The organism is Peredibacter sp. HCB2-198 (genome assembly GCF_045999315.1).
Taxonomy (GTDB): Bacteria; Bdellovibrionota; Bacteriovoracia; order Bacteriovoracales; family Bacteriovoracaceae; genus Peredibacter.
The window spans coordinates 907,146-927,054 of sequence record NZ_CP174607.1 but is presented as its reverse complement, the minus strand read 5'-3'; the positions used below and the strand labels follow the sequence as shown (position 1 = coordinate 927,054).

Sequence of the window (19,909 nt, the reverse complement as noted above, 5' to 3'; positions counted from 1 at the left end):
CTTATCTAACGTTGTTGATGGTTTGAAGCATTTGATCCGCGACCCCCATGACTTTTGAGTTCATCTCATAAGCACGTTGGGCCTTAATCAAATCTGTCATTTCATTCATTACGTTTACATTGGAGGCCTCAATCGCCCCTTGCATAAGAATGCCGGAGCCGTTTTCACCCGCCACGTTCTGGATCGCCTGACCACTTCCAGCAGTGGCCGCTAGAAGGTTACCACCTTCAGAGCGAAGACCAGTTGGGTTTACGAAGGTAAAAACTGGAACTTGTCCAAGGTTAATGGGTTCAACTGAATCGCGAGTGAAGGCCTCTACTGTACCGTTCTCAGCGATGTTAATACGCATGATATTTGGTGGAACCACAATTCCTGGGAACACGCGGTGACCCGCACGAGTCACGAGATTCCCTTGAGCGTCTACGTTGAACGATCCATCACGAGTGTATTTAAGTTCGCCGTTTGGAGCAACCACACCCATGAAGCCCTCACCATTGATCATAAGATCGTATGGGTTATTGGTCATTTGAGGTGAACCTTGAGAGTGGATTTTACGAGTGGCAGAAACACGGGCCCCTGAACCGACCTGGTGGCCCACGTTGTACTCAGTGTTACCTGAAGACTTGGCACCTGCTTCTTGAACAGTTTCATATAGAAGATCATCGAATTCCGTGCGTGCCTTCTTGAATCCGGTCGTGTTCACGTTCGCGATGTTGTTCGAGATCGTGTTAACGTTTGATTCCTGAGCGGCCATTCCAGTTGCTGATGTGTGGAGTGCGCGAATCATATGTTTCTCCTAATTAAAATTTACCAATGTCGTTGGCCGCTTTTCCGGAAATACTGTCATAAGTATTGATGGCCTTCTGAATGGACTCGAAGTGACGGTGAGCTTTAATCAGCTCCGACATTTCTTCGATGGCATTCACGTTAGACCCTTCCAGGAAACCTTGGTTCACGGTGGTTTTAATATTGGTTCTTAGAATGTTTGTTTCATCCGGAGTGATGTAAAGAGAGTTGCCTTCTTTACGAAGAGCGTGCTTGTCCTGGAACTCTACCACTGAGAGTTTTCCAACCGCTCCATCACGAGTCAGGATCTCACCATCTTGGTTAATGGTGAGTTTGGCGTTGGTAGGGACACGTAAAATACGATCTTCCGGTTTAGGGAGGCCATCAACAGCGGCCGGTTCACGAAGGGCCTCATTAGAGACATTAAGAGCGCTTAAAACTTTAAAGCCCTGGTCAGTGACGAGTTCACCCTCACGGCTTAAAGAAAGGTTACCTTTACGAGTGAAACGAACACCTGTCGGTGTAAGCACTTCTAAAAAGCCATCACCTTGAAGACCCAAGTCAAGTGGGTTATGAGTCGGAGTTAATTGGCCTTGCTCAAAAATGGTGAAGCTTCCATCGACCGCCACCATGGCGTTCTCAACACCTTGTGTGTGATAGAAATCAGCAGGAGAAAATTCTTTGCGAGGAATGTCGATATCTTCCACACCCTGTGTGAGTGCAGTGAGATGTTCTTTAAAGACCAGTTGATCCTTCTTAAATCCAACAGTGTTAGCGTTCGCCACATTGTTAGCAATGGTTTCAACTTTGCGCTGTTGGGCCACTTGCCCTGATAACGGCACCCAAATATTTTTCAATCAGACTCCTTCATCCTGATGGAGTGGGCGAAAAATGCCCTCGTAGGCAAATTTTAGCAACCTATGTGCCAGAAACCTAGCATAGGCAATTTAGTCCGCACGTTCTAACATCGCGGAAACTTGTCTAAGTTCTTCGCTTCATGAGAAGATGAAGGCCAATGTAAGTGTCAAAACGACAACAGGATCGGGAATGGAAACCAAAAACAGCACCACTTTGGACTTTGAGACCTCTTTAAAAGAACTTGAAAAGATTGTCCGAGAATTAGAGTCGGGAGATGTGAACCTGGATCAAAGCTTGAAACGTTTTGAACAAGGGATCGAACTTTATCGTAAATGTCGTTCTACCCTGGAAAATGCCGAGAAGAAAATTAAAATCCTGAGCGATAGTCTCAAAGAATTAGAATATAAAGAGTAATTCTTTCATTAAATCCATTTTCCCTTAAAATAAGTAAGAACTTATCTCACAGAGGAATGTCCTTGAAACGTTTGGTAAAAACCCTCGCAGTCCTTGCGATTATGTGTCTATTTGGAGTCTTCTCAGTTGTAGGACTCTTTTTCTATATTTCAATGGATCTTCCACAGATCAATTCATTGAAAGATTATAACCCTCCGATGAATTCGCGCATTTATTCAAAAGATGGCGAAGTGCTTTTGGATATTGGTACTGAGACCCGTGAAGTGGTTGCCTTTGATAAAATTCCTAAGCGTGTGGTGGGAGCTTTTCTCGCGGCGGAGGACGATAATTTCTATAACCACGAAGGGATTGATTACTACGGTATCTTGCGTGCATTTATTGTGAACATGAAAGAAGGTCGTCTGGTACAAGGTGGATCGACCATCACACAACAGGTGGCGAAGTCTTTCTTGCTTACTAAAGAGCGTACTATCTCGAGAAAAGTAAAAGATCTTTTACTCGCTCGTAAAATTGAACAGAAATTTTCAAAAGATGAAATTCTCTTCTTATATTTGAATCAAGTTTATCTTGGTGGCGGTTACTATGGTGTAAAGGCCGCTTTCAAAGGTTACTTTGATAAGGACCTAAATCAGGCAACTCCGGCAGAGGCCGCTCTGGTAGCGGGGCTTCTTGTGGCACCGGGACGCTACTCGCCGTATGTAAATCCTCAATACGCGAAGGTCCGTCAGAGCTACGTTTTAAAGCGCATGTTTGAGACGAAAAAAATCACTGAAGAAGAGTATCAAGCGGCCCTGAAAGAAGACATCAAGATGCGTATTCGTCGCACTAATGATGTGAAGGGCGGCCACTTTACTGATTGGATTCGCCAGGAAGTCATGAGGTCTGTGGGAACTGAAGAGTTCCTGACTAATGGTTTTAAAGTGGTGACGACTCTTGATTGGTCTCTTCAAGCAAAGGCGGAAAAGGCCGTGCGTGATCGCGTGAAAGAACTGGATAAGCGCCAGGGTTTTAAAGGTCCAATTAAACAATTGGCCTCAGATGAAGAAATCAAGGCCTTCCTGGTTGATCAGAGAAAGAGCATTCTTCGTGAACAATCAAGCTTCTTTACTTACACCACTGAAGGGAAAAACATTTTTGAGTTCCATGAAGATGACGATTCTTTGGAGAAGACTTTCTCTTACTATGAAGAAGAAAAAGAAAAACTTAACGAGCGCTTTAAGAACCTGGTTGAGATCGGTAACTCTCAAAACGATCCATTCCTAAAGTTCCTTCAACTGGATAAGACCTATCAAGGTGTAGTGCTGGCGGTGGATGATTTAAAACGCACGATCCTGGTTGAAATCGCAGGAACAAAAGTGATCATTCCAGAATCTGGATTTGACTGGGCCCATGAAAGAAAATTCGGTGAAGAGCCCCACTGGTTCCAGCCTCAGAAAACGCCTTCGAAGATCTTAAAACGTGGTGCAGTTGTTCTCGTCAATATCGTCGATAAGTCAGTTCCTTTTGACCAATTGATTCATGCTGACTTCTTTAAAAAGTATAAGGACTCGTCTCTACGAGCTCTGTTAACAAAACAAAAATTTATCCGTGCCTCACTTGATCAGGATCCGGAAGTAGAAGGAGCACTCATTGCTCTTAATACTCACACTGGTGAAATCGTCACTCTAGTGGGTGGTGTGGACTTTAAAAAATCTCAATTTAACCGCGTGATTCAATCTTCTCGTCAGCCTGGATCGGCCTTTAAGCCTTTCATTTATGCTGCGGGATTAGAGAACGGTTACACACCTTCAAGTATCCTGATGGATTCACCTCAGGCCCTAGGTGGTGTGGATGATTCTCTAAGTTGGAAGCCTCGTAACTACGATGGTGAATTCAAAGGTCCAATGACTTTCAGAAGTGCCCTGGAAGTGAGCCGTAACATTCCAACTGTTCGTCTTGTTCAGGACCTGGGTGTGAATAAGATTCATGAGTTCGTGAATCGTTTCCACATTCAAGCGCAGATTCCAAAGGACATGAGTTTGTCCCTTGGATCATTCGGAATTAGCCTTGCTGAGCTAACAAAAGGTTATGCCGTATTCCCGAATGGCGGTAAGGCCGTTCGTCTTCGTCACATTACTTCAATTAAAGACCGCACTGGAAAATCATATCCGATTCCTCCAGCGGATGCGGCCTGGCCACCAGAGGTAGAGAAACCTAAACTAGAGCCACTTCCAACTCCTGAAGTTGCTGAAGGCGAAACACCTATGGCCCCTCAAGGGAACCCATTTCAACAGAATCTTTCTTCTGTTCAGGTATACGATCCACGTCTGGCCTATGTGATGACGAACCTTCTTCGTGGTGTGGCCATCTATGGTACTGCCGCCTCTGCAGGTAAAGCTCTTGGTCATAATATTGGTGGTAAAACAGGTACAACCAACAACTATGTGGATGCTTTATTTGTAGGTTTTTCGGAAACGTTGGCAGTGGGTGCCTGGGCCGGTTTTGATGATAACCGTCCCCTTGGATACGGAGAGACTGGAACTCGGGCCGCTCTTCCTATCTGGATTGATTATATGTCGTCTGCGATTCCTAAGTATGGTTCGCCAGATTTCCCGGTTCCAGATGGAATCACCAATATGTTAGTGAACAAACAGACCGGAAAATTGCTTCCTCCAGGAGCTACCGAAGGCTTCTTAGAGTCTTTTGTGACTGGCTTTGATCCTAACTCTGATACTCAAGTATTCGACCCAAGTTCGCAATCTACAGGTGGTAAGCCATCGAGTATTGATGACGAAGGATTTTGGGAAAACCAGTAATAAGATTTTAAATTGTTTATGCCGATAGGACTTCTACGGAGGTCCTAGATGCATTCCCTCTCTAAACAACAACGCACATTTTTCTATCTCTTCGGTGGAGTATTACTCCTTCACATGGCGTTTATGTTGATTAAATTTAGAGATGATTTTGCCAAGGTTACTTTTAGACCCCAACCGGAAGTTATTAAACTAACTTTTCTTCCAGAGACGGCCGCTACTGCATCGGCAGTTCCAAAGGCCTCTAAGCTTGTTCAGAAAAAACAAATCGTTCAATCAGAAGATTCTGCTAACAATGAAAGGCCAAAAGACTCTGCATTCCTAAGTGATAAAGACAGGACCTTTGATCGCCAGACCATTGCTAAACGTGTGGACATTTTTAAGAACACCGGGCTAGGGGACTCCAACGTCACTCGTTCTGCCGAGAAAGGTACAGAGGCCAAGAAAGAAGCTTCGACGAAACCTCGCAAAGAAATGAAACTTTCAGATCTAGGGATGGGAATGGCGGATCCACTTCAAGATGTGGCCCGTGCTCCCGCTAGTGAATCAAAAGCAGGGATGAAAACTGGAGACGCTTCTTCTGTAGGTTTTTCTGCTACCAATGATTATGTGCAGGAAGTTGGTCTAGGTGACTTTACTCATCTTAATACCACTGAATATAAGTTCTATGGATTCTTTCACCGTATTCGCCAGAAGCTTGAGCAGTTCTGGGGAAAAAGCATTGCTGAAAAGGCCAATAACATCTTCCGCTCAGGAAGAACTCTGGCATCAGAGGACTACATCACATCACTTCAAATTACCTTGGACGCAAAAGGTGAAATTGTCGGTGTGAAAATCTTGGGTGCCTCTGGAGTAAAAGAGCTGGATGATGCGGCAATTGAATCATTCAATCAAGCGGGCCCGTTCCCGAATCCGCCGCAAGACTTGTTAGTAAATGGTAAAGCAGTTATTGAGTGGGGATTTGTTGTTAAGGGCTAGTGAGTATTTCTCAGTAAGTTTTTAAGACGATCAATACCTTCCATAACAACGTAATCAGACCAAATTGAATCTAATTCACGGATGGCCTCTACTACTTGTAGAGCGGCCTGATCGCGAGAAATTTTCTGAGTTTCAGCGTACTGAGTGATGCACTTGTTAAGGACTTCGATCACCGGAGAATTACAAACTTGGTTAAGTCTTTCTTCGAATGATTGATTAACTTTTTTCTCTTTGCTTTTAATAATGGCCGTATTTAAGAGCTGAATCGATTCCATTAAAAAATATCCTTACCAACAGAATGTGTTTTACAGAAGGCAGAGTATCTATAAACCCTTCTGGTTCGTAAAGAATGATTTACCACTCGAGGAAAAATTTTAGAATGAAAATTTCTTTTGTGATTAGATTTGAGGAAGGCCAAACAAAATTTTGAAATTTTGCTTTAGGGTGTCACGATTTCTCTCGAAAAAGTGACACCTGGATTTGAAAAAAAATTAATGAGAACTGTTACAAAACTCTTGATATTGCTCTGCCGTTAACAAATTGTTCAATTCAGAAGAGTCTTTAACCTTGACTTTAATTAGCCACGATCCGTACGCGTCTTCGTTGATTTTTTCTGGTGAACCTTCGAGATCAGTGTTTTTACTTACTACTTCTCCAGAGATTGGAGCGTAAAGATCACTCACTGATTTGATTGATTCAACTACACCAAAAGTAGAACCGATTTTAAGGTCTGTTCCAACTGCTGGAACTTCAAGGAAAACGATGTCACCAAGAGCTGACTGAGCGAAGTCTGTAATACCAACAGTAACTGTGTCACCTTCAACAAGTGCCCACTCGTGTTCTTTTGTGTATTTCAAATTTGCAGGGATATTCGTAGCCATTATTTATGTCCTCCGGTTACAAACGGTTTTTTCGTTAATTGAGCTGGAAAAGGCTTCTGCCTGATGTCTACCATGAATACTTCATCGCTTGGTGCTTTATCAATTTGAATGCGAGCAAAAGCGATACCTTTATTTAGAACCACTGACATGGTACCGCTGGTAACAACTCCAATAGGTTCATTTTTTGAGTTTAAAACTGGATAACCTTCACGAGGAATACCTTTCTCAAGGATAAGTTTAACCAGTTTATAATCGGCTTTCTTAGGCGCGAGGGCCTCTTTGCCAATAAATTTTGTTTTTGAACCTTTTACTGTCCAACCAAGACCTGCATCATAAGGATTCACTTCATCATTAAGCTCATGGCCATAAAGTGGGTAGCCAACTTCTAAGCGAAGAACGTCACGGGCCGCTAGACCACACGGAGTCACACCTAGGCTCATTAGTTTTTGCCAAAGTGCTTTTGTTCCTTCATGAGTTCCGAAAACTTCGAAACCATCTTCGCCGGTATAACCAGTACGTGCCACGATCACAGGATTATTTCCAAAAGCTGTTTCATGAACCGAGTAATACTCGATTTCCGGTAGATCGTTCAAAAGTGGTTTTAAAACTTCAAATGCCTTTGGACCTTGAATCGCCAGAAGTGAGTAATCATTCGAGCGGTTAGTTAGATTACATTTAAAACCTGTGTGCTTAGATTTAAACCAAGCAAAGTCTTTATCAATGTTACCAGCGTTCACACAAACGAGAACACGACCTGGAGCAAGTTTATAAACGATAAGGTCATCAATCACAGTGCCGTTTTCGCGGCAAAGTGGAGAGTAAATCGCTTTCCCCATCGGAGCATTTTGGATGTCGTTTGTTACAAGTCCATCGACAAAAGTTTCAGCATCTTCGCCTTCAACAAAAAACTCGCCCATGTGACTTACGTCGAAAACACCAACATTATTTCTCACGGCAAGTACTTCATCTTTTACTGAAGTGTACTGAACCGGCATGTCCCAACCTGCGAAAGGAACGATTTTTCCTCCGAGCTTTACGTGTTCGTCGTAAAGATATGTCTTTAAAGTTGTCATAAATTATCCTTTCAACTGATTTTCAGTAGCAGAAATTAAATTTTGAATAAGGCTCACTACAGTCATAGGACCCACACCACCTGGAACCGGAGTAATGGCACGAACCACATCCATCACGTCATGTTGATCAACGTCTCCAGTGAGTTTGCCACCAAGAGAGTTCATTCCCACGTCAACGACGATGGTGTGTTTCTCAGGAGTAAAGTAAGAGCGATCGAAGAAATGGGCCTTCCCAATCGCCGAAATCACAATGTCTGCCTGACGAGTGAGTTCTCTAAGATTTTTTGTCTGAGAATGGGCCATGGTCACAGTGGCGTCGAAATTAGAAAGAAGCATAGAAAGTGGTTTACCCACAATCAGGCTTCGACCCACAACCACAATATTTTTTCCTTTAAGTTCCACCTGATAGAACTTTAAAAGATTCACGATTCCTTTCGGGGTACATGGAAGTAGAAGAGAGAGGTCAGTTGAACCCAGGTATAAATTCTGAGTATTCATTCCGTGAAAACCATCAATGTCTTTTGAAGGTTTCACTAAGTTTGGAAGTTTTAGTGACTTAAGTTCATCACTGACTGGAAGCTGAATGATAATCCCGTTGATACTCGGATCATTGTTTAGCGTTTCCATTTTCGTAAGAAATTCTTCGGCAGAAATAGTTTCATCCAAATGCTCGAGACGAAATTGAGCACCAATTTCTTCACACATTTTTTTCTTGTTACGGATGTAACTCATGCTGGCCGGATTACTTCCAACCAAAACTACACACATAGAGGGTGTATGACCTTGCTGTTTTAAGGTCTCACATCTGTGGATAAGGTCTTTTTTTATTTGCTCCACCACTGGCGCGGCGGCAAGAATTCTTGCAGTCATAAATATCTAAAGACTATAGAGGTTCCGCCACAAAAAGTCCTTTCTTATTTAGCGTCGGTGCAGTATCTCTAGATTTATGAAAGCAATGTTTTATGTCGGATTGGGAATGCAGATTTTTGGCCTTGTCGCTGTGGGTTTGTGTTTTATCTCCGGGATTCAAAATGGTGATTACGGAAGGTTAGAGTTAGCTCAGCTAGTTATTGGCTCTTTTGTCTTCTACGTTGGTAATTATCTTAAAGGCAGATCTGCCAACTAGACGCGACTGCCGTTCATGTGTACAATTTCCGTATATCTATTCTAGGAACGTGTTTTGATTGTACTCGCCATTGACCCAGGATCTGTAACGGCCGGCTATGCTCTTTTGCAAAAAGAGGGTCGCAAGATTAACTATATTGCTTCCGGCATTCTGAAGTTCGCTAAGGGCGATGAATTTCTGCATCGGGTAAAAGATATTTATGATCAGACCATGGGTCTGATGGAAAAATATGAACCAGATGAAATTGCACTCGAGTCTCTTATCTTCGTGAAAAGTCCAACCGCACTTATTAAGCTTGCTCAGTCTCGTGGCACCATGCTCGCGGCCCTTTCACAAACTCATCATCAAAAAATTTATGAATACTCACCAAACCTGGTGAAATCTACTGTCGCGGGCCACGGTCACGCCGACAAAGAAGGCATTCAAAAAGTTCTCGCGCAAATTTTAGGTATTACGAATTTTAAAACTCACGATGAAAGTGACGCTGTCGCGATTGCTCTTTGCCATTTATTAAATCGCGGCACTACCATGGTGATTGCTCCTGAAAAATCAAAGAAAACAAAAAAAATGGGGAACGGACTCGCAAACGCTCTCTCTCATAAAATTAAGGAACCGGCCGTATGATTGGATATATTTCAGGCACCGTTGTTTACTCTGATTCTCAGAAATCAGTTCTTCTAACTGCCTCGGGTGTGGGATATGAAATTCATACATCAACGCCGATGGTTCCCAATCGTGATACGGCCCTTTTTATCTCTCACATCATTCGCGAACAATCTCAGGATCTGTACGGATTTGAGACCGCTGAAGATAAGAAGTTTTTTGAAATGCTGTTAGATGTGAATGGAATCGGACCAAAATCGGCCTATTCTTTAATTTCTCACTTAGGTGTTCAACAAATTATTTCATCCATTTCGCTTGAGAATGTTGATATCCTTAAATCAGCTCCAGGAGTTGGTAAAAAAAGTGCGGAACAAATCGTTCTTTCACTAAAAGATAAGATCGCAAAACTTGAAATTGGTTTTGCGGTCAAAGAAAATCCAGTGAAGCCAGGAGTGAAAGCGAAGAAAGAAAATCAAGTGGACGCTCACTTGGTGAAAGAAACTCTCGCTGCTTGCCAGGGGTTGGGTTTTAAAGATCAGGACGTTCTTCCGATGATTCAGCGTCACCTGCAAGAAGGCAGCGTGAAGAAACCGGAAGACCTGGTGAAAATGATTTTAAAGGAACTTAGGTAATTTATGGCCGATAGAATTATGGATGGAGAAACCACTCGCACTGAAAAAGAGCAAGAGGCGCAACTTCGTCCCCAGAATTTCTCAGAGTTTATTGGCCAATCAAAAGTTGTGGATAACATCGACCTCATGGTGAAGTCGGCACTTGTTCGTAAAACCGCCATGGATCACGTGCTTCTCTCCGGACCTCCGGGTCTGGGGAAAACGTCTCTCGCGATGCTCATCGCGAAGGGCCTTGGTTCTGAACTTCATGTGGTCTCAGGTCCTGCGATTGAAAAGAAAGGTGACCTCGCTGCGGTCATGACGAACTTAAAACCTCGTGATGTGCTTTTCATCGACGAGATTCACCGAATGCATATTACGGTGGAAGAGATTCTTTATTCGGCGATGGAAGATTTCCGTTTAGATATTCTCATTGGCCAGGGTGCTTCTGCTCGAACCATGCAGATTGATCTCGCGCAATTCACCTTGATTGGGGCCACGACTCGTTCAGGTCTTCTTTCAAATCCACTTCGTGATCGTTTCACCGCCCATTTGAACTTTGATTACTACGATCCAGAAATGCTCGCGATCATTATCGTAAATAACGCTCGCAAAATGGGAATTACCTTGGCGGAAGACGCGAAAATGCAAATCGCTCGACGCTCTCGCGGTACTCCTCGTATTGCTAACCGAATCCTTCGCCGGGTTCGTGACTTCGCATTAGTAAATGGTACTCACTCGGTTGGGATTAAAGAGGTGAAGTCGGCCCTGAGTTTATTAGATATTGATGACCTGGGACTCGACTCAATGGACCGCAAAATCCTGTCAGTGATGAAAAATTACTATCAGGGAGGCCCAGTTGGGATCGACGCTCTATCTGCCACCTTAGGGGAAGATAAGCAAACCATCGAAGAAGTCTATGAACCGTACTTATTAAAGCAAGGACTTATCCTTCGTACGCCTAGGGGACGATTATTGTCGGAAATGGCCATTCAACATATTTCCTAGATTCGTTGACCAATCTAGTCAACTCATGTACATAGAGCACAATTTTCTTTAATACAAAGTTATAAAATTCGTTTATAATTGAACGGCTATGTACGACTTTTTATAAGGTTAGAAATGATTTATCAGCGAACGCTTGCGAAAGATGTGAAGGTAACTGGGATTGGACTTCATTCCGGTAAGAAAGTGACCATGAAGCTTATTCCTCAGGAAGCTGACTTCGGGATCCAATTTGTTCGTACTGATATTCCAAATTCTCAACCTATGAAGGCCAACGCCCTGACAGTTGGTACAACTGAAAATGCAACTACACTCGGCGAAGGCGCTGGTGCTGTTCATACTGTAGAACACCTTCTTGGTACGCTCTATGGTCTTGGTATTAATAACTGCTTAATCGAAATTGATGGCCCGGAAGTTCCTATCATGGACGGTTCTGGTGCTTCTTTCGTTTTCCTTCTTAAGGAAACAGGGATTAAGAACCTCAACAAATCAAAAAAGTTCCTGGTGATTCTTGATACGGTAAGAGTTGAAAAAGATGGAAAGTGGGCACAATTTGATCCGCACTCAAATCTGATGATTGATTCAACCATCGTGTTCGCTCACCCGGTAATTAAGACTCAGCGTTTTGATTTTGAGTTCTCTTGTGAGTCTTTCATTCAAGATATCGCTCGTGCGCGCACTTTTGGTTTTGCACGTGATGTAGATATGCTTAAGCGTAAGGGCCTTATTAAAGGTGGTTCACTGGATAACGCCATCGTTCTCGATGACTATAAAGTGATGAATCCTGAGGGTCTTCGTTTTAACAATGAATTCGTTCGCCATAAAATCTTAGACACCATCGGAGACGTAAGTCTTCTTGGTTATGAGATCGCGGGTAAGATCACGACTTATAAGTCAGGTCATAACCTTCATAACATGCTTTGCCGCAAGCTTCTTGATACGCCTTCAGCTTATGAAATCGTATCTGCTTCTGCCCTTAAAGCAGAAGTTCGTGAAGCTCATAAGCTTCCGCAGTTCATTACAGTTTCACACTAATTTCTTCGCGAATTCGTGAAAGAGTAGTTTGGTCTTGGGTAGACCAAAGCGCGGATCATTTTCCGGAAACGGTTCTGTTTTCCCTGTGAATTTGTAACCACGTCGCTCGTAAAAAGCGATGAGCTCAGTACGGACACTGATCACGGTCATGCGAATAGTGTGACATTTCAGATGATGGGCCACCGATTCGAGATGGTTGATCAGAAGCTTTCCGATTCCCTTCGCCTGCAGATCTGGATTAACCGTGAGCATGCCAAAGTAGAGAGCTTCGTTTTCCTGTTTAAGATACACACAACCTAAAATCTGATCATTTTCCATCGCCAATTCAATGCGCGAGAATGGATCTTGAATCATTTCTTTGATTTTCTCTGCATCAGTTCGCTGTCCGCCGAGTAAATCCGCTTCAGTGGTCCAACCTTTTTTAGAGGAGTCCCCTCGATAAGCTGAGTTAACCAGTAGGTTCAAAGCATCGACATCAGTAAGTGTGGCGGTTCTAAATGTGATCATATAAGCTTCAGTCTAGTTCAAGAGGTGATTATGAGTACAGCTGAGAATTATCTAAAAATGGCGATTGATTTAGCTCGGAAAAACGTGACTGAAGAGCACGGACGTCCCTTTGGCGCAGTGATTGTAAAAGATGGTAAAGTGCTCGCGACAGGTGTGAATGAAATTGGAAAAACCAATGATCCCACAGATCACGCTGAGCTTTCTGCCATTCGAAAAGCGAGCCAGGTTCTCAAATCTCCACGTCTTGATGGGTGTGTAGTTTATGCCAGCGGAAACCCTTGTCCGATGTGCCTCTCTGCGATGTACATGACTGGGATCAAGGAAGTTTACTTTGCTTACTCAAACCAAGAAGGGGAGAAGTACGGGCTCTCTACGGCGAGTGTGTATCAGGAACTTATGAAACCTTTTCCAGAGCAGAGTATGAACATTCATCATCACCCAGTGAAGACCGACGATGAATTGATTTATGATGTCTGGAAGAAAATGCGTTGAAGCAGTGCTTCTAGTGCGATCTAAATTTCATAATTTCTCGCTTTAAGCTACTATAGAGAGATTACCACGGAGGGGAAATGCGTTTATTTATCGCTTTATTTCTAATTTCATTCAGTGCCTTGGCCACGAGCTGGGAGAGTCTTCGCCCAGGTCAGGACTATAAAATCACTCAATCTTTCGAACTGCCGATTTATCGTCAGAACAGCATGATGAGTTTTATGAAAGGTGAAGTTGTTTATTTGAAAGCGATTGAACCCCTCGCTCTTCCGGGTGGATTTAATATGGCCCTTTATATTTTTGATTACAAAAATTGTCCGGGCCCACAAATGGAAACTGAGTTAGAGATTGTAGAAGTAGAAAACACTTCTCCGGTTGTGAAAGCAGGTGCTCAATTGGAGTCTTGCGAATTGAAAGTTTATATCGAACTGAAAGATTACTATTCAGAAAGCTTTTTTAAATAAGAGGAAATATGCGACTGTCCCAAGGTTACTGGCAAACATTAAAAGAAACTCCAAACGATGCTGAAGTTGTTTCACAACAACTTATGATTCGCGCAGGTCTTATCTACAAGACTGGTGCAGGTCTTTACACGCTTCAGCCGATGGCCTTCAAAACTTATAAGAAAATTGAAAACATCGTTCGTGAAGAGCTGGATAAGATCAACTGCTTTGAAGTTCTGATGCCGGTAATTACTCCTGCTGAACTTTGGCAAGAGTCAGGTCGCTGGGACGCCATGGGCGGACAGATGCTTAAGATGAAGGACCGTGCTGAGCGCGAGCTTTGTGTGTCTCCAACCAACGAAGAAACGGTGACGGACCTTTTCCGTCGCACCGTGAATTCTTATAAGCAACTTCCAGTTTGCCTTTATCACATCAATACCAAATTCCGTGATGAGATTCGTCCTCGTTTCGGTCTGATGCGTGCTCGTGAATTCATTATGAAAGACGGTTACTCGTTCCATAATGATAAAGATTCACTCGATAAATTCTACGAAGAGATCTACGGCGCTTATGAAAACATTTTCCGTCGTATGGGTCTGGAGTTTATCGCGGTCGAAGCTGACGGCGGTACGATGGCCGGTGGGGGAGCTAAAACTCACGAGTTTCAGGTTGTGGCGGATAACGGTGAAGATTACGTGGTAACAATTCCTCGTACGAAATTTGCCGCGAACATCGAAAAAGCGATCACTGTTCGTAAGAACATTGCTTCAGCACCAGCGGCCGAACTCACAAAGTTCGCAACACCTAATCAGAAGACTTGTGAAGAAGTGTGTGCTGCTCATGGCATGCCGATCACTCAGTCTCTAAAATCTCTCATCATGCACGCAGTGATTAACGGCAAAGACCAGTTTTTCATGGTGATGCTACTGGGTGATGATTCACTTAACGAAGTGAAATTTAAAAACAAAGTAAACGCTGAACACATTCGTCCAGCTCAGCAAGCGGAACTTGATCGTCTAGGTCTTGTGAAGGGCTTTATGGGTCCTGGAACAACTGCTGAAGGCTTCAAAGTGATTTACGATGAAGCGATTGATATGAACGCCTCATACGTGGTGGGTGCTAATGAGGCCGATCATCACATGAAGGGCTTCGTGCCTGCTCGTGATACAAAACCTAAGCACTTCCGCGCGGACATGCGTTTGGCGAAAGAAGGCGATTACATCGGTGACGATCAAATCGTGCTTAAAAAAGGGATCGAAGTTGGTCACATCTTCCAACTTGGTGACAAGTACACGAAGGCGATGAAAGTAACCGTGCTAAATGAGCAGGGCAAAGGCATCACTCCGCTTATGGGCTGTTACGGTATCGGAATGACTCGTGTGATGGCCGCTGCTATCGAACAAAATAACGACAAAGACGGAATCATCTGGCCGGCCTCAATCGCTCCATATGACGTTTATCTTTGCTTCATTGGTAAAACTCCTGAGACGAAAGCTCTGGTCGAGGAACTCAATTCTTCAATCAAGAAAGCGGGTCTAGAAACTCTATTCGATGATCGACAGCTGGGCCCAGGTCAAATGTTCAAGGACGCTGATCTTATCGGTCTACCTCTAAGAGTGACACTTGGGGAGAGAGATTATCTTGCCACTGGTGAAATCGAAGTGAAAATTCGTAAAACTGGTGAGACGCTTAAAGTGAAGAAAGATGATCTTGTTCCAACGATCAAGAAGAAGCTTGAAGAACTTGGCCGTTGGGCGTGAAGAAAGGTACTGATCTCTAAATAATTCTTGCAATAGGCCCCTTAAACTCATTATACAGAGACAAACTCGTGAAATGATTTAGGGGGCCCTCTGTGAGCGCTGATTTCGATTTAATTTTTGGACTTCATAGTATTGCGGCCGCGCTTAAAAACCCTGCTCGTTCTCACATGAAACTGGTGGCGACTGATGAAGGTCTTCAAGAGCTTCAGAAAAAACACCGAATCGTTCCTAAAAACTACAACGTAAAAACTGATATTCTTTCTTCTCACGCTCTCCAAGAGCAGGCGAAGAAACTATGTGCTCATTTGGATCTGGATTTCACTCGAGTTCCCTCTGGAATTTACCTTCAGACGTCTCCGATTCAAACTTATACTCTGCAAGAGTATTTAAAGCGTCCGGATGCTCGTCTCTTAGCACTTGATCAAATTACAGATGTACATAATGGTGCTGCTATTCTTCGTTCAGCTTGTTTCTACGGAGTGAATGGAGTGCTTGTTCCCTCTGAAAAATCATTCGGATTAACTCCTTCATTCTATCGAATTGCCTCTGGCGCAGTTGAATACGTGAATCTTATTCGTGTGAATTCTTTAAGCCGTGCTGTTGGCCAGTTAAACGAAGCGGGCTATTTAACGGTAGGATTGTCGGAGCATTCTTCTGAGAATTTGACCCAAAATGAATTACGGTCACAGAATAAAATTTGTTTGCTGCTGGGTGCCGAGGAAACCGGTCTTTCCAATGCTGTCGCCCGTTTAGTGCAGAAAAATATGAGTCTTCCCTCTCAGGGAGAGATAAAATCCCTTAACGTTTCATCCGCCGCGGCCATTGCGATGGAAAAATGTTTTGGTATTTGATTTAAAAAAGCTTGATTTCGTAAGCTGCTGACATTATAAATTTCAAACTCATCGATATTATCGAGGATGTATGGGCTGCTCTAGCTCAGTTGGTAGAGCAACGGTTTTGTAAACCGTAGGTCGCAGGTTCGATTCCTGTGAGCAGCTCCACTTAATTCTGATGAACCCCTCGGGTTCAGCAAAATTAGGAAGGAATCGGCGTGGTTCCCGAGTGGCCAAAGGGAGCAGACTGTAAATCTGCCAGATTCGTCTTTCGGTGGTTCGAATCCACCCCACGCCACCATTTTTTAGAACTTGCGGGCGTAGCTCAGTTGGTAGAGCGCCACCCTTCCAAGGTGGATGTCGAGAGTTCGAATCTCTTCGCCCGCTCCATTTTAATGAGATGGAGCAACACAAACCTGAATTAATCCCCATAGATAATTAAAGCTCACGTGGCTCAGTGGTAGAGTACTTCCTTGGTAAGGAAGAGGTCACGAGTTCAATCCTCGTCGTGAGCTCCATTTCTCTATGAGGCGGTAGGTTTTTTTTATTGTCATTAAAGGCAAGGTAGAGCATACTCTACCAGTCAAAAACACAGATAACTCGGACCTTAATAACTTTGAAGGAGAAGCCCCATGGCTAAGGAAAAATTTGATCGTAGTAAGCCGCACGTAAACATCGGTACTATCGGTCACGTGGATCACGGTAAAACAACACTAACTGCTGCTATTACTATGACTATGGCGAAAGTTTATGGTGGTACTGCTAAGTCATACGCTGATATTGACTCAGCTCCTGAAGAAAAAGCTCGTGGTATTACAATCAATACTGCACACGTTGAATATACAACAGCTAACCGTCACTACGCTCACGTAGATTGTCCGGGTCACGCTGACTACGTTAAGAACATGATTACTGGTGCTGCTCAGATGGACGGCGCTATTCTAGTTTGTTCTGCAGCTGACGGCCCTATGCCTCAGACTCGTGAGCACATCCTTCTTGCTCGTCAGGTAGGTGTACCAGCGATCGTAGTATTCATGAACAAAGTTGACCAAGTAGACGATAAAGAACTTCTTGATCTAGTAGAAATGGAGATCAGAGAGCTTCTTTCTAAGTACCAATTCCCTGGTGACGATATTCCTGTAGTTAAGGGTTCTGCTCTTGCTGCTGTTGAAGGCCGTGATCCAGAAATCGGTGAGAAAGCAATCGTTGAACTAATGAACCAAGTAGATGCTTATATCCCGACTCCAGCTCGTGATATTGATAAGCCATTCCTTATGCCAGTTGAGGACGTGTTCTCAATCTCTGGTCGTGGTACAGTAGTAACTGGCCGTGTAGAGCGTGGTATCGTTAAAGTTGGTGAAGAAATCGAAATCATCGGTATCAAAGAAGCTCAAAAATCTACGATCACTGGTGTTGAGATGTTCCGTAAGCTTCTTGACGAAGGTCGTGCAGGTGATAACGTTGGTCTTCTTCTTCGCGGTACTAAGCGTGAAGACGTTGAGCGTGGTCAGTGTATGATTAAACCAGGAACGGTTAAGCCTCACGCTAAATTCCGTTGCGAAGTTTATATCCTTACAAAAGAAGAGGGTGGGCGTCATACTCCAATCTTCAAAGGTTACCGTCCTCAGTTCTACTTCAGAACTACAGACGTAACTGGTTCAATCACTCTTAACGATGGTGTTGAGATGATTATGCCAGGCGATAACACTTCTTTCGCTGTAGAGCTTATCGCTCCAGTAGCTATGGAGAAGGGTCTTCGTTTCGCGATCCGTGAAGGTGGCCGTACAATCGGTGCCGGTACTGTATCTGATATCCTAGCTTAATTTTATAATGCTTTGGGTTAGCTGAGTTCGCTCAGTTAACCCAAGCTTATTTAATCCGCCAGCGAGCGGATTTTTTTGTCCCTTGGGTGTATAGCTCCAACGGTAGAGCGAATGATTCCAAATCATTAGGTTGGGGGTTCGAATCCCTCTGCACCCGCCACTAAACGTCTAAAATTCCACGAGAAATCATTATCAAAAGAGTTTATAGGTTCAGGTCGCCTTGACTAGCTCAATGGTTTTAATCCCAAATCTGGCCAGTTTAAATTTCTTACTCTGAAGGCGAATGTTGACTGGCCTCGTCAGAGATCCTATTTTCAATAAAAAGTAAATACGTTTTTTGTAGACAGAATTCACATGATTTTGCATAAATGGGAATTCGTTTCAGTTTAAATTGAGGTTTTAAATGGCTGTGGCTTCTAATGATGAAGGCAAGAAGTGGATTCAAGCGACGGTTGCCGTTGTTTGTATTCTTGTTGGTTATGTTCTCATCAGCTTCTTTGAAAAGCTTGCTGAATGGTTCGCTCTAGAGACAATGATTCCTTACTTCCATGCTGTATCGCAAGTGGTATCAGTGCTTATTGCAGTTGGTGCTTACGTGGGCATTATGAAGAATCCAAAATCTTCAGAGTTTCTTACGAATGTTTATCAAGAAATTATGAAAGTAGTTTGGCCTGATAGTCAGCAAACTTGGAGACACACATTTGTGATTCTTATTGCTGTTACTATCTTTGGTTTTGTTTTCGGATTTTTCGATTTCAGCGCCAACTACCTTCTAGGTCTCGTTAATAAATAAGGATCAATAGAATGACTGATTCAAATACAGAGAGAGTTCTCGCTACTGGCGATTCTCCAGACTTCAAGTGGTATATCGTTCACGTACTAAGTGGATTCGAGAACCGCGTTCTTAAAACTCTTAAAGAGCGTATTGTGAATCACAATATGACTGAATACTTCGCAGAGATCATGGTTCCTGAAGAATCAGTTGTTGCGAACGTAAATGGTAAGAAGAGAACAATGAAGAAGAAATTCTTCCCTGGTTACGTTCTTATCAAAATGATCATGACTGAAAAGACATGGCACTTAGTTAAAGACACAGACAAAATTACCGGCTTCATTGGCGGTACTAAAGATAAACCAATGCCGATCTCTGACGAGGAAGCAGCTTCAATGACAGCTTCTCTTGCAGAAGGTTTCAAGCGCACTCGTTCAGTTGCTAACTTCTCAGAAGGTGATTCTGTAAAAGTTATCGAAGGGCCATTCGCTTCATTCGTTGGTGTGGTAGAAGCCATTTCTGACAAAGGTAAAGTGAAGGTTCAGGTTTCGATCTTTGGTCGTCCGACACCAGTAGAACTAGAATTCTCTCAAGTAGAGAAGGTTTAATAATTAAAGCGGGAGACGGTAGTCGTTAAGACCGCAAGGAGTAATCATGGCTAAGAAAGTCACAGGCTTTATCAAGCTTCAAATCGCAGGTGGGAAAGCAAACCCATCTCCACCAATTGGTCCAGCTCTTGGTCAACGTGGTGTGAACATCATGGAATTCTGTAAGGCATTCAATGCTCGTACACAGAAAGACATGGGTGTTGTTCTTCCGACAATCATCACTGTTTATTCGGACAGAACTTTCACATTCGTAACTAAGACTCCACCAGCTACTTATCTAATCAAAGATAAGCTTAAGCTTCAGTCTGGTTCTAAGAAGCCAGGTCACGAAGTTGCAGGCTCAGTTTCTGAGAAGGTTGTTTCTGAAGTTGCAAAAGCTAAAGAACCAGATCTTACTGCTGCATCTCACGAGGCTGCTAAGCGTACTGTAGAAGGGTCAATCCGTTCTATGGGTCTTAAACTAGATTATAAGTAATACGGGAGACCCCATAAAGGTCGTTTGAACCGATAAG

Annotated in this window: 22 protein-coding genes and 5 tRNA genes; 20 read left to right on the top strand and 7 right to left on the bottom strand. The window is 43.4% G+C overall.

The window, feature by feature from the left end; translation table 11 throughout:
• Window position 1 precedes the first annotated feature (1 nt).
• Together flgG and ACJVC5_RS04770 are read right to left on the bottom strand one after the other, a co-directional pair.
• Entirely contained in the window at window positions 2-787 is a 786-nt protein-coding gene (gene flgG / locus ACJVC5_RS04775) for a flagellar basal-body rod protein FlgG (protein WP_408098232.1), read from the bottom strand.
• Window positions 788-800: 13 nt separating this feature from the next.
• Complete coding sequence (locus ACJVC5_RS04770; protein WP_408098231.1) at window positions 801-1,643, bottom strand: flagellar hook-basal body protein; 843 nt, start codon at window positions 1,641-1,643, stop codon at window positions 801-803.
• A 190-nt stretch (window positions 1,644-1,833) separates the two neighbouring features.
• On the opposite strand from ACJVC5_RS04770, the gene ACJVC5_RS04765 reads away from it, so the two are divergent.
• The 3 genes from ACJVC5_RS04765 to ACJVC5_RS04755 all read left to right on the top strand — a co-directional run bounded on the left by ACJVC5_RS04765 (window position 1,834) and on the right by ACJVC5_RS04755 (window position 5,828).
• Window positions 1,834-2,058, top strand: coding sequence for an exodeoxyribonuclease VII small subunit (locus ACJVC5_RS04765; protein WP_321395496.1), 225 nt, complete (start codon window positions 1,834-1,836; stop codon window positions 2,056-2,058).
• Window positions 2,059-2,120: 62 nt separating this feature from the next.
• Window positions 2,121-4,853, top strand: coding sequence for a penicillin-binding protein 1A (locus ACJVC5_RS04760; RefSeq protein ID WP_408098230.1), 2,733 nt, complete (start codon window positions 2,121-2,123; stop codon window positions 4,851-4,853).
• A gap of 48 nt (window positions 4,854-4,901) precedes the next feature.
• Complete coding sequence (locus ACJVC5_RS04755; RefSeq protein WP_408098229.1) at window positions 4,902-5,828, top strand: TonB family protein; 927 nt, start codon at window positions 4,902-4,904, stop codon at window positions 5,826-5,828.
• On the opposite strand, the gene ACJVC5_RS04750 is transcribed toward ACJVC5_RS04755, so the two are convergent.
• The 4 genes from ACJVC5_RS04750 to ACJVC5_RS04735 form a co-directional block, all read right to left on the bottom strand.
• Window positions 5,825-6,103, bottom strand: coding sequence for a hypothetical protein (locus ACJVC5_RS04750; protein WP_408098228.1), 279 nt, complete (start codon window positions 6,101-6,103; stop codon window positions 5,825-5,827). The genes ACJVC5_RS04755 and ACJVC5_RS04750 overlap by 4 nt on opposite strands.
• A 216-nt stretch (window positions 6,104-6,319) precedes the next feature.
• Window positions 6,320-6,709, bottom strand: a complete 390-nt coding sequence (gene gcvH, locus ACJVC5_RS04745; protein WP_408098227.1) for a glycine cleavage system protein GcvH — start codon at window positions 6,707-6,709, stop codon at window positions 6,320-6,322.
• Window positions 6,709-7,782, bottom strand: coding sequence for a glycine cleavage system aminomethyltransferase GcvT (gene gcvT, locus ACJVC5_RS04740; protein WP_408098226.1), 1,074 nt, complete (start codon window positions 7,780-7,782; stop codon window positions 6,709-6,711). The genes gcvH and gcvT overlap by 1 nt, the downstream gene beginning before the upstream one ends.
• A gap of 3 nt (window positions 7,783-7,785) precedes the next feature.
• Window positions 7,786-8,652, bottom strand: a complete 867-nt coding sequence (locus ACJVC5_RS04735) for a bifunctional 5,10-methylenetetrahydrofolate dehydrogenase/5,10-methenyltetrahydrofolate cyclohydrolase (protein WP_408098225.1) — start codon at window positions 8,650-8,652, stop codon at window positions 7,786-7,788.
• Between the two features lie 310 nt (window positions 8,653-8,962).
• On the opposite strand from ACJVC5_RS04735, the gene ruvC reads away from it, so the two are divergent.
• From ruvC to lpxC, 4 genes are all read left to right on the top strand, one after another.
• On the top strand, window positions 8,963-9,532 hold the full coding sequence (ruvC, locus tag ACJVC5_RS04730) for a crossover junction endodeoxyribonuclease RuvC (protein WP_408098224.1): 570 nt from the start codon (window positions 8,963-8,965) through the stop codon (window positions 9,530-9,532).
• Window positions 9,529-10,143, top strand: coding sequence for a Holliday junction branch migration protein RuvA (ruvA, locus tag ACJVC5_RS04725; protein ID WP_408098223.1), 615 nt, complete (start codon window positions 9,529-9,531; stop codon window positions 10,141-10,143). Before ruvC ends, ruvA begins: the two co-directional genes overlap by 4 nt.
• Window positions 10,144-10,146: 3 nt before the next feature.
• Window positions 10,147-11,130, top strand: a complete 984-nt coding sequence (gene ruvB, locus ACJVC5_RS04720) for a Holliday junction branch migration DNA helicase RuvB (protein ID WP_408098222.1) — start codon at window positions 10,147-10,149, stop codon at window positions 11,128-11,130.
• A 114-nt stretch (window positions 11,131-11,244) separates the two neighbouring features.
• Window positions 11,245-12,162 (top strand): UDP-3-O-acyl-N-acetylglucosamine deacetylase, encoded by a 918-nt coding sequence (gene lpxC, locus ACJVC5_RS04715; protein ID WP_408098221.1) that lies wholly within the window; start codon window positions 11,245-11,247, stop codon window positions 12,160-12,162.
• Here the strand turns inward: lpxC and ACJVC5_RS04710 are convergent.
• A complete protein-coding gene (locus ACJVC5_RS04710) occupies window positions 12,154-12,669 on the bottom strand; it encodes a GNAT family N-acetyltransferase (RefSeq protein ID WP_408098220.1) in 516 nt (171 codons plus the stop codon). The genes lpxC and ACJVC5_RS04710 overlap by 9 nt on opposite strands.
• Window positions 12,670-12,699: 30 nt before the next feature.
• On the opposite strand from ACJVC5_RS04710, the gene ACJVC5_RS04705 reads away from it, so the two are divergent.
• The 13 genes from ACJVC5_RS04705 to rplK all read left to right on the top strand — a co-directional run bounded on the left by ACJVC5_RS04705 (window position 12,700) and on the right by rplK (window position 19,872).
• Complete coding sequence (locus ACJVC5_RS04705; protein WP_408098219.1) at window positions 12,700-13,161, top strand: nucleoside deaminase; 462 nt, start codon at window positions 12,700-12,702, stop codon at window positions 13,159-13,161.
• A gap of 77 nt (window positions 13,162-13,238) precedes the next feature.
• A complete protein-coding gene (locus ACJVC5_RS04700) occupies window positions 13,239-13,622 on the top strand; it encodes a hypothetical protein (protein WP_408098218.1) in 384 nt (127 codons plus the stop codon).
• Window positions 13,623-13,630: 8 nt separating this feature from the next.
• Entirely contained in the window at window positions 13,631-15,361 is a 1,731-nt protein-coding gene (locus ACJVC5_RS04695) for a proline--tRNA ligase (protein ID WP_408098217.1), read from the top strand.
• 92 nt (window positions 15,362-15,453) lie between these two features.
• Entirely contained in the window at window positions 15,454-16,212 is a 759-nt protein-coding gene (locus ACJVC5_RS04690; protein ID WP_408098216.1) for a TrmH family RNA methyltransferase, read from the top strand.
• A 74-nt stretch (window positions 16,213-16,286) separates the two neighbouring features.
• Window positions 16,287-16,362 (top strand) — tRNA-Thr (locus ACJVC5_RS04685).
• Between the two features lie 47 nt (window positions 16,363-16,409).
• Window positions 16,410-16,495 (top strand) — tRNA-Tyr (locus ACJVC5_RS04680).
• Window positions 16,496-16,508: 13 nt separating this feature from the next.
• Window positions 16,509-16,584: transfer RNA gene (locus ACJVC5_RS04675), tRNA-Gly, on the top strand.
• Between the two features lie 53 nt (window positions 16,585-16,637).
• Window positions 16,638-16,712 (top strand) — tRNA-Thr (locus tag ACJVC5_RS04670).
• Window positions 16,713-16,826: 114 nt separating this feature from the next.
• A complete protein-coding gene (tuf, locus tag ACJVC5_RS04665; RefSeq protein ID WP_408098206.1) occupies window positions 16,827-18,017 on the top strand; it encodes an elongation factor Tu in 1,191 nt (396 codons plus the stop codon).
• Window positions 18,018-18,101: 84 nt separating this feature from the next.
• A tRNA-Trp gene (locus ACJVC5_RS04660) sits at window positions 18,102-18,177 on the top strand.
• Window positions 18,178-18,420: 243 nt separating this feature from the next.
• The gene (gene secE / locus ACJVC5_RS04655; RefSeq protein ID WP_408098215.1) at window positions 18,421-18,810 is read left to right on the top strand and encodes a preprotein translocase subunit SecE; all 390 of its coding nucleotides are present in this window, start codon (window positions 18,421-18,423) and stop codon (window positions 18,808-18,810) included.
• 11 nt (window positions 18,811-18,821) lie between these two features.
• Window positions 18,822-19,397, top strand: coding sequence for a transcription termination/antitermination protein NusG (gene nusG, locus ACJVC5_RS04650; RefSeq protein ID WP_408098214.1), 576 nt, complete (start codon window positions 18,822-18,824; stop codon window positions 19,395-19,397).
• Window positions 19,398-19,443: 46 nt separating this feature from the next.
• Entirely contained in the window at window positions 19,444-19,872 is a 429-nt protein-coding gene (gene rplK, locus ACJVC5_RS04645; RefSeq protein WP_408098213.1) for a 50S ribosomal protein L11, read from the top strand.
• Window positions 19,873-19,909: the final 37 nt, after the last annotated feature.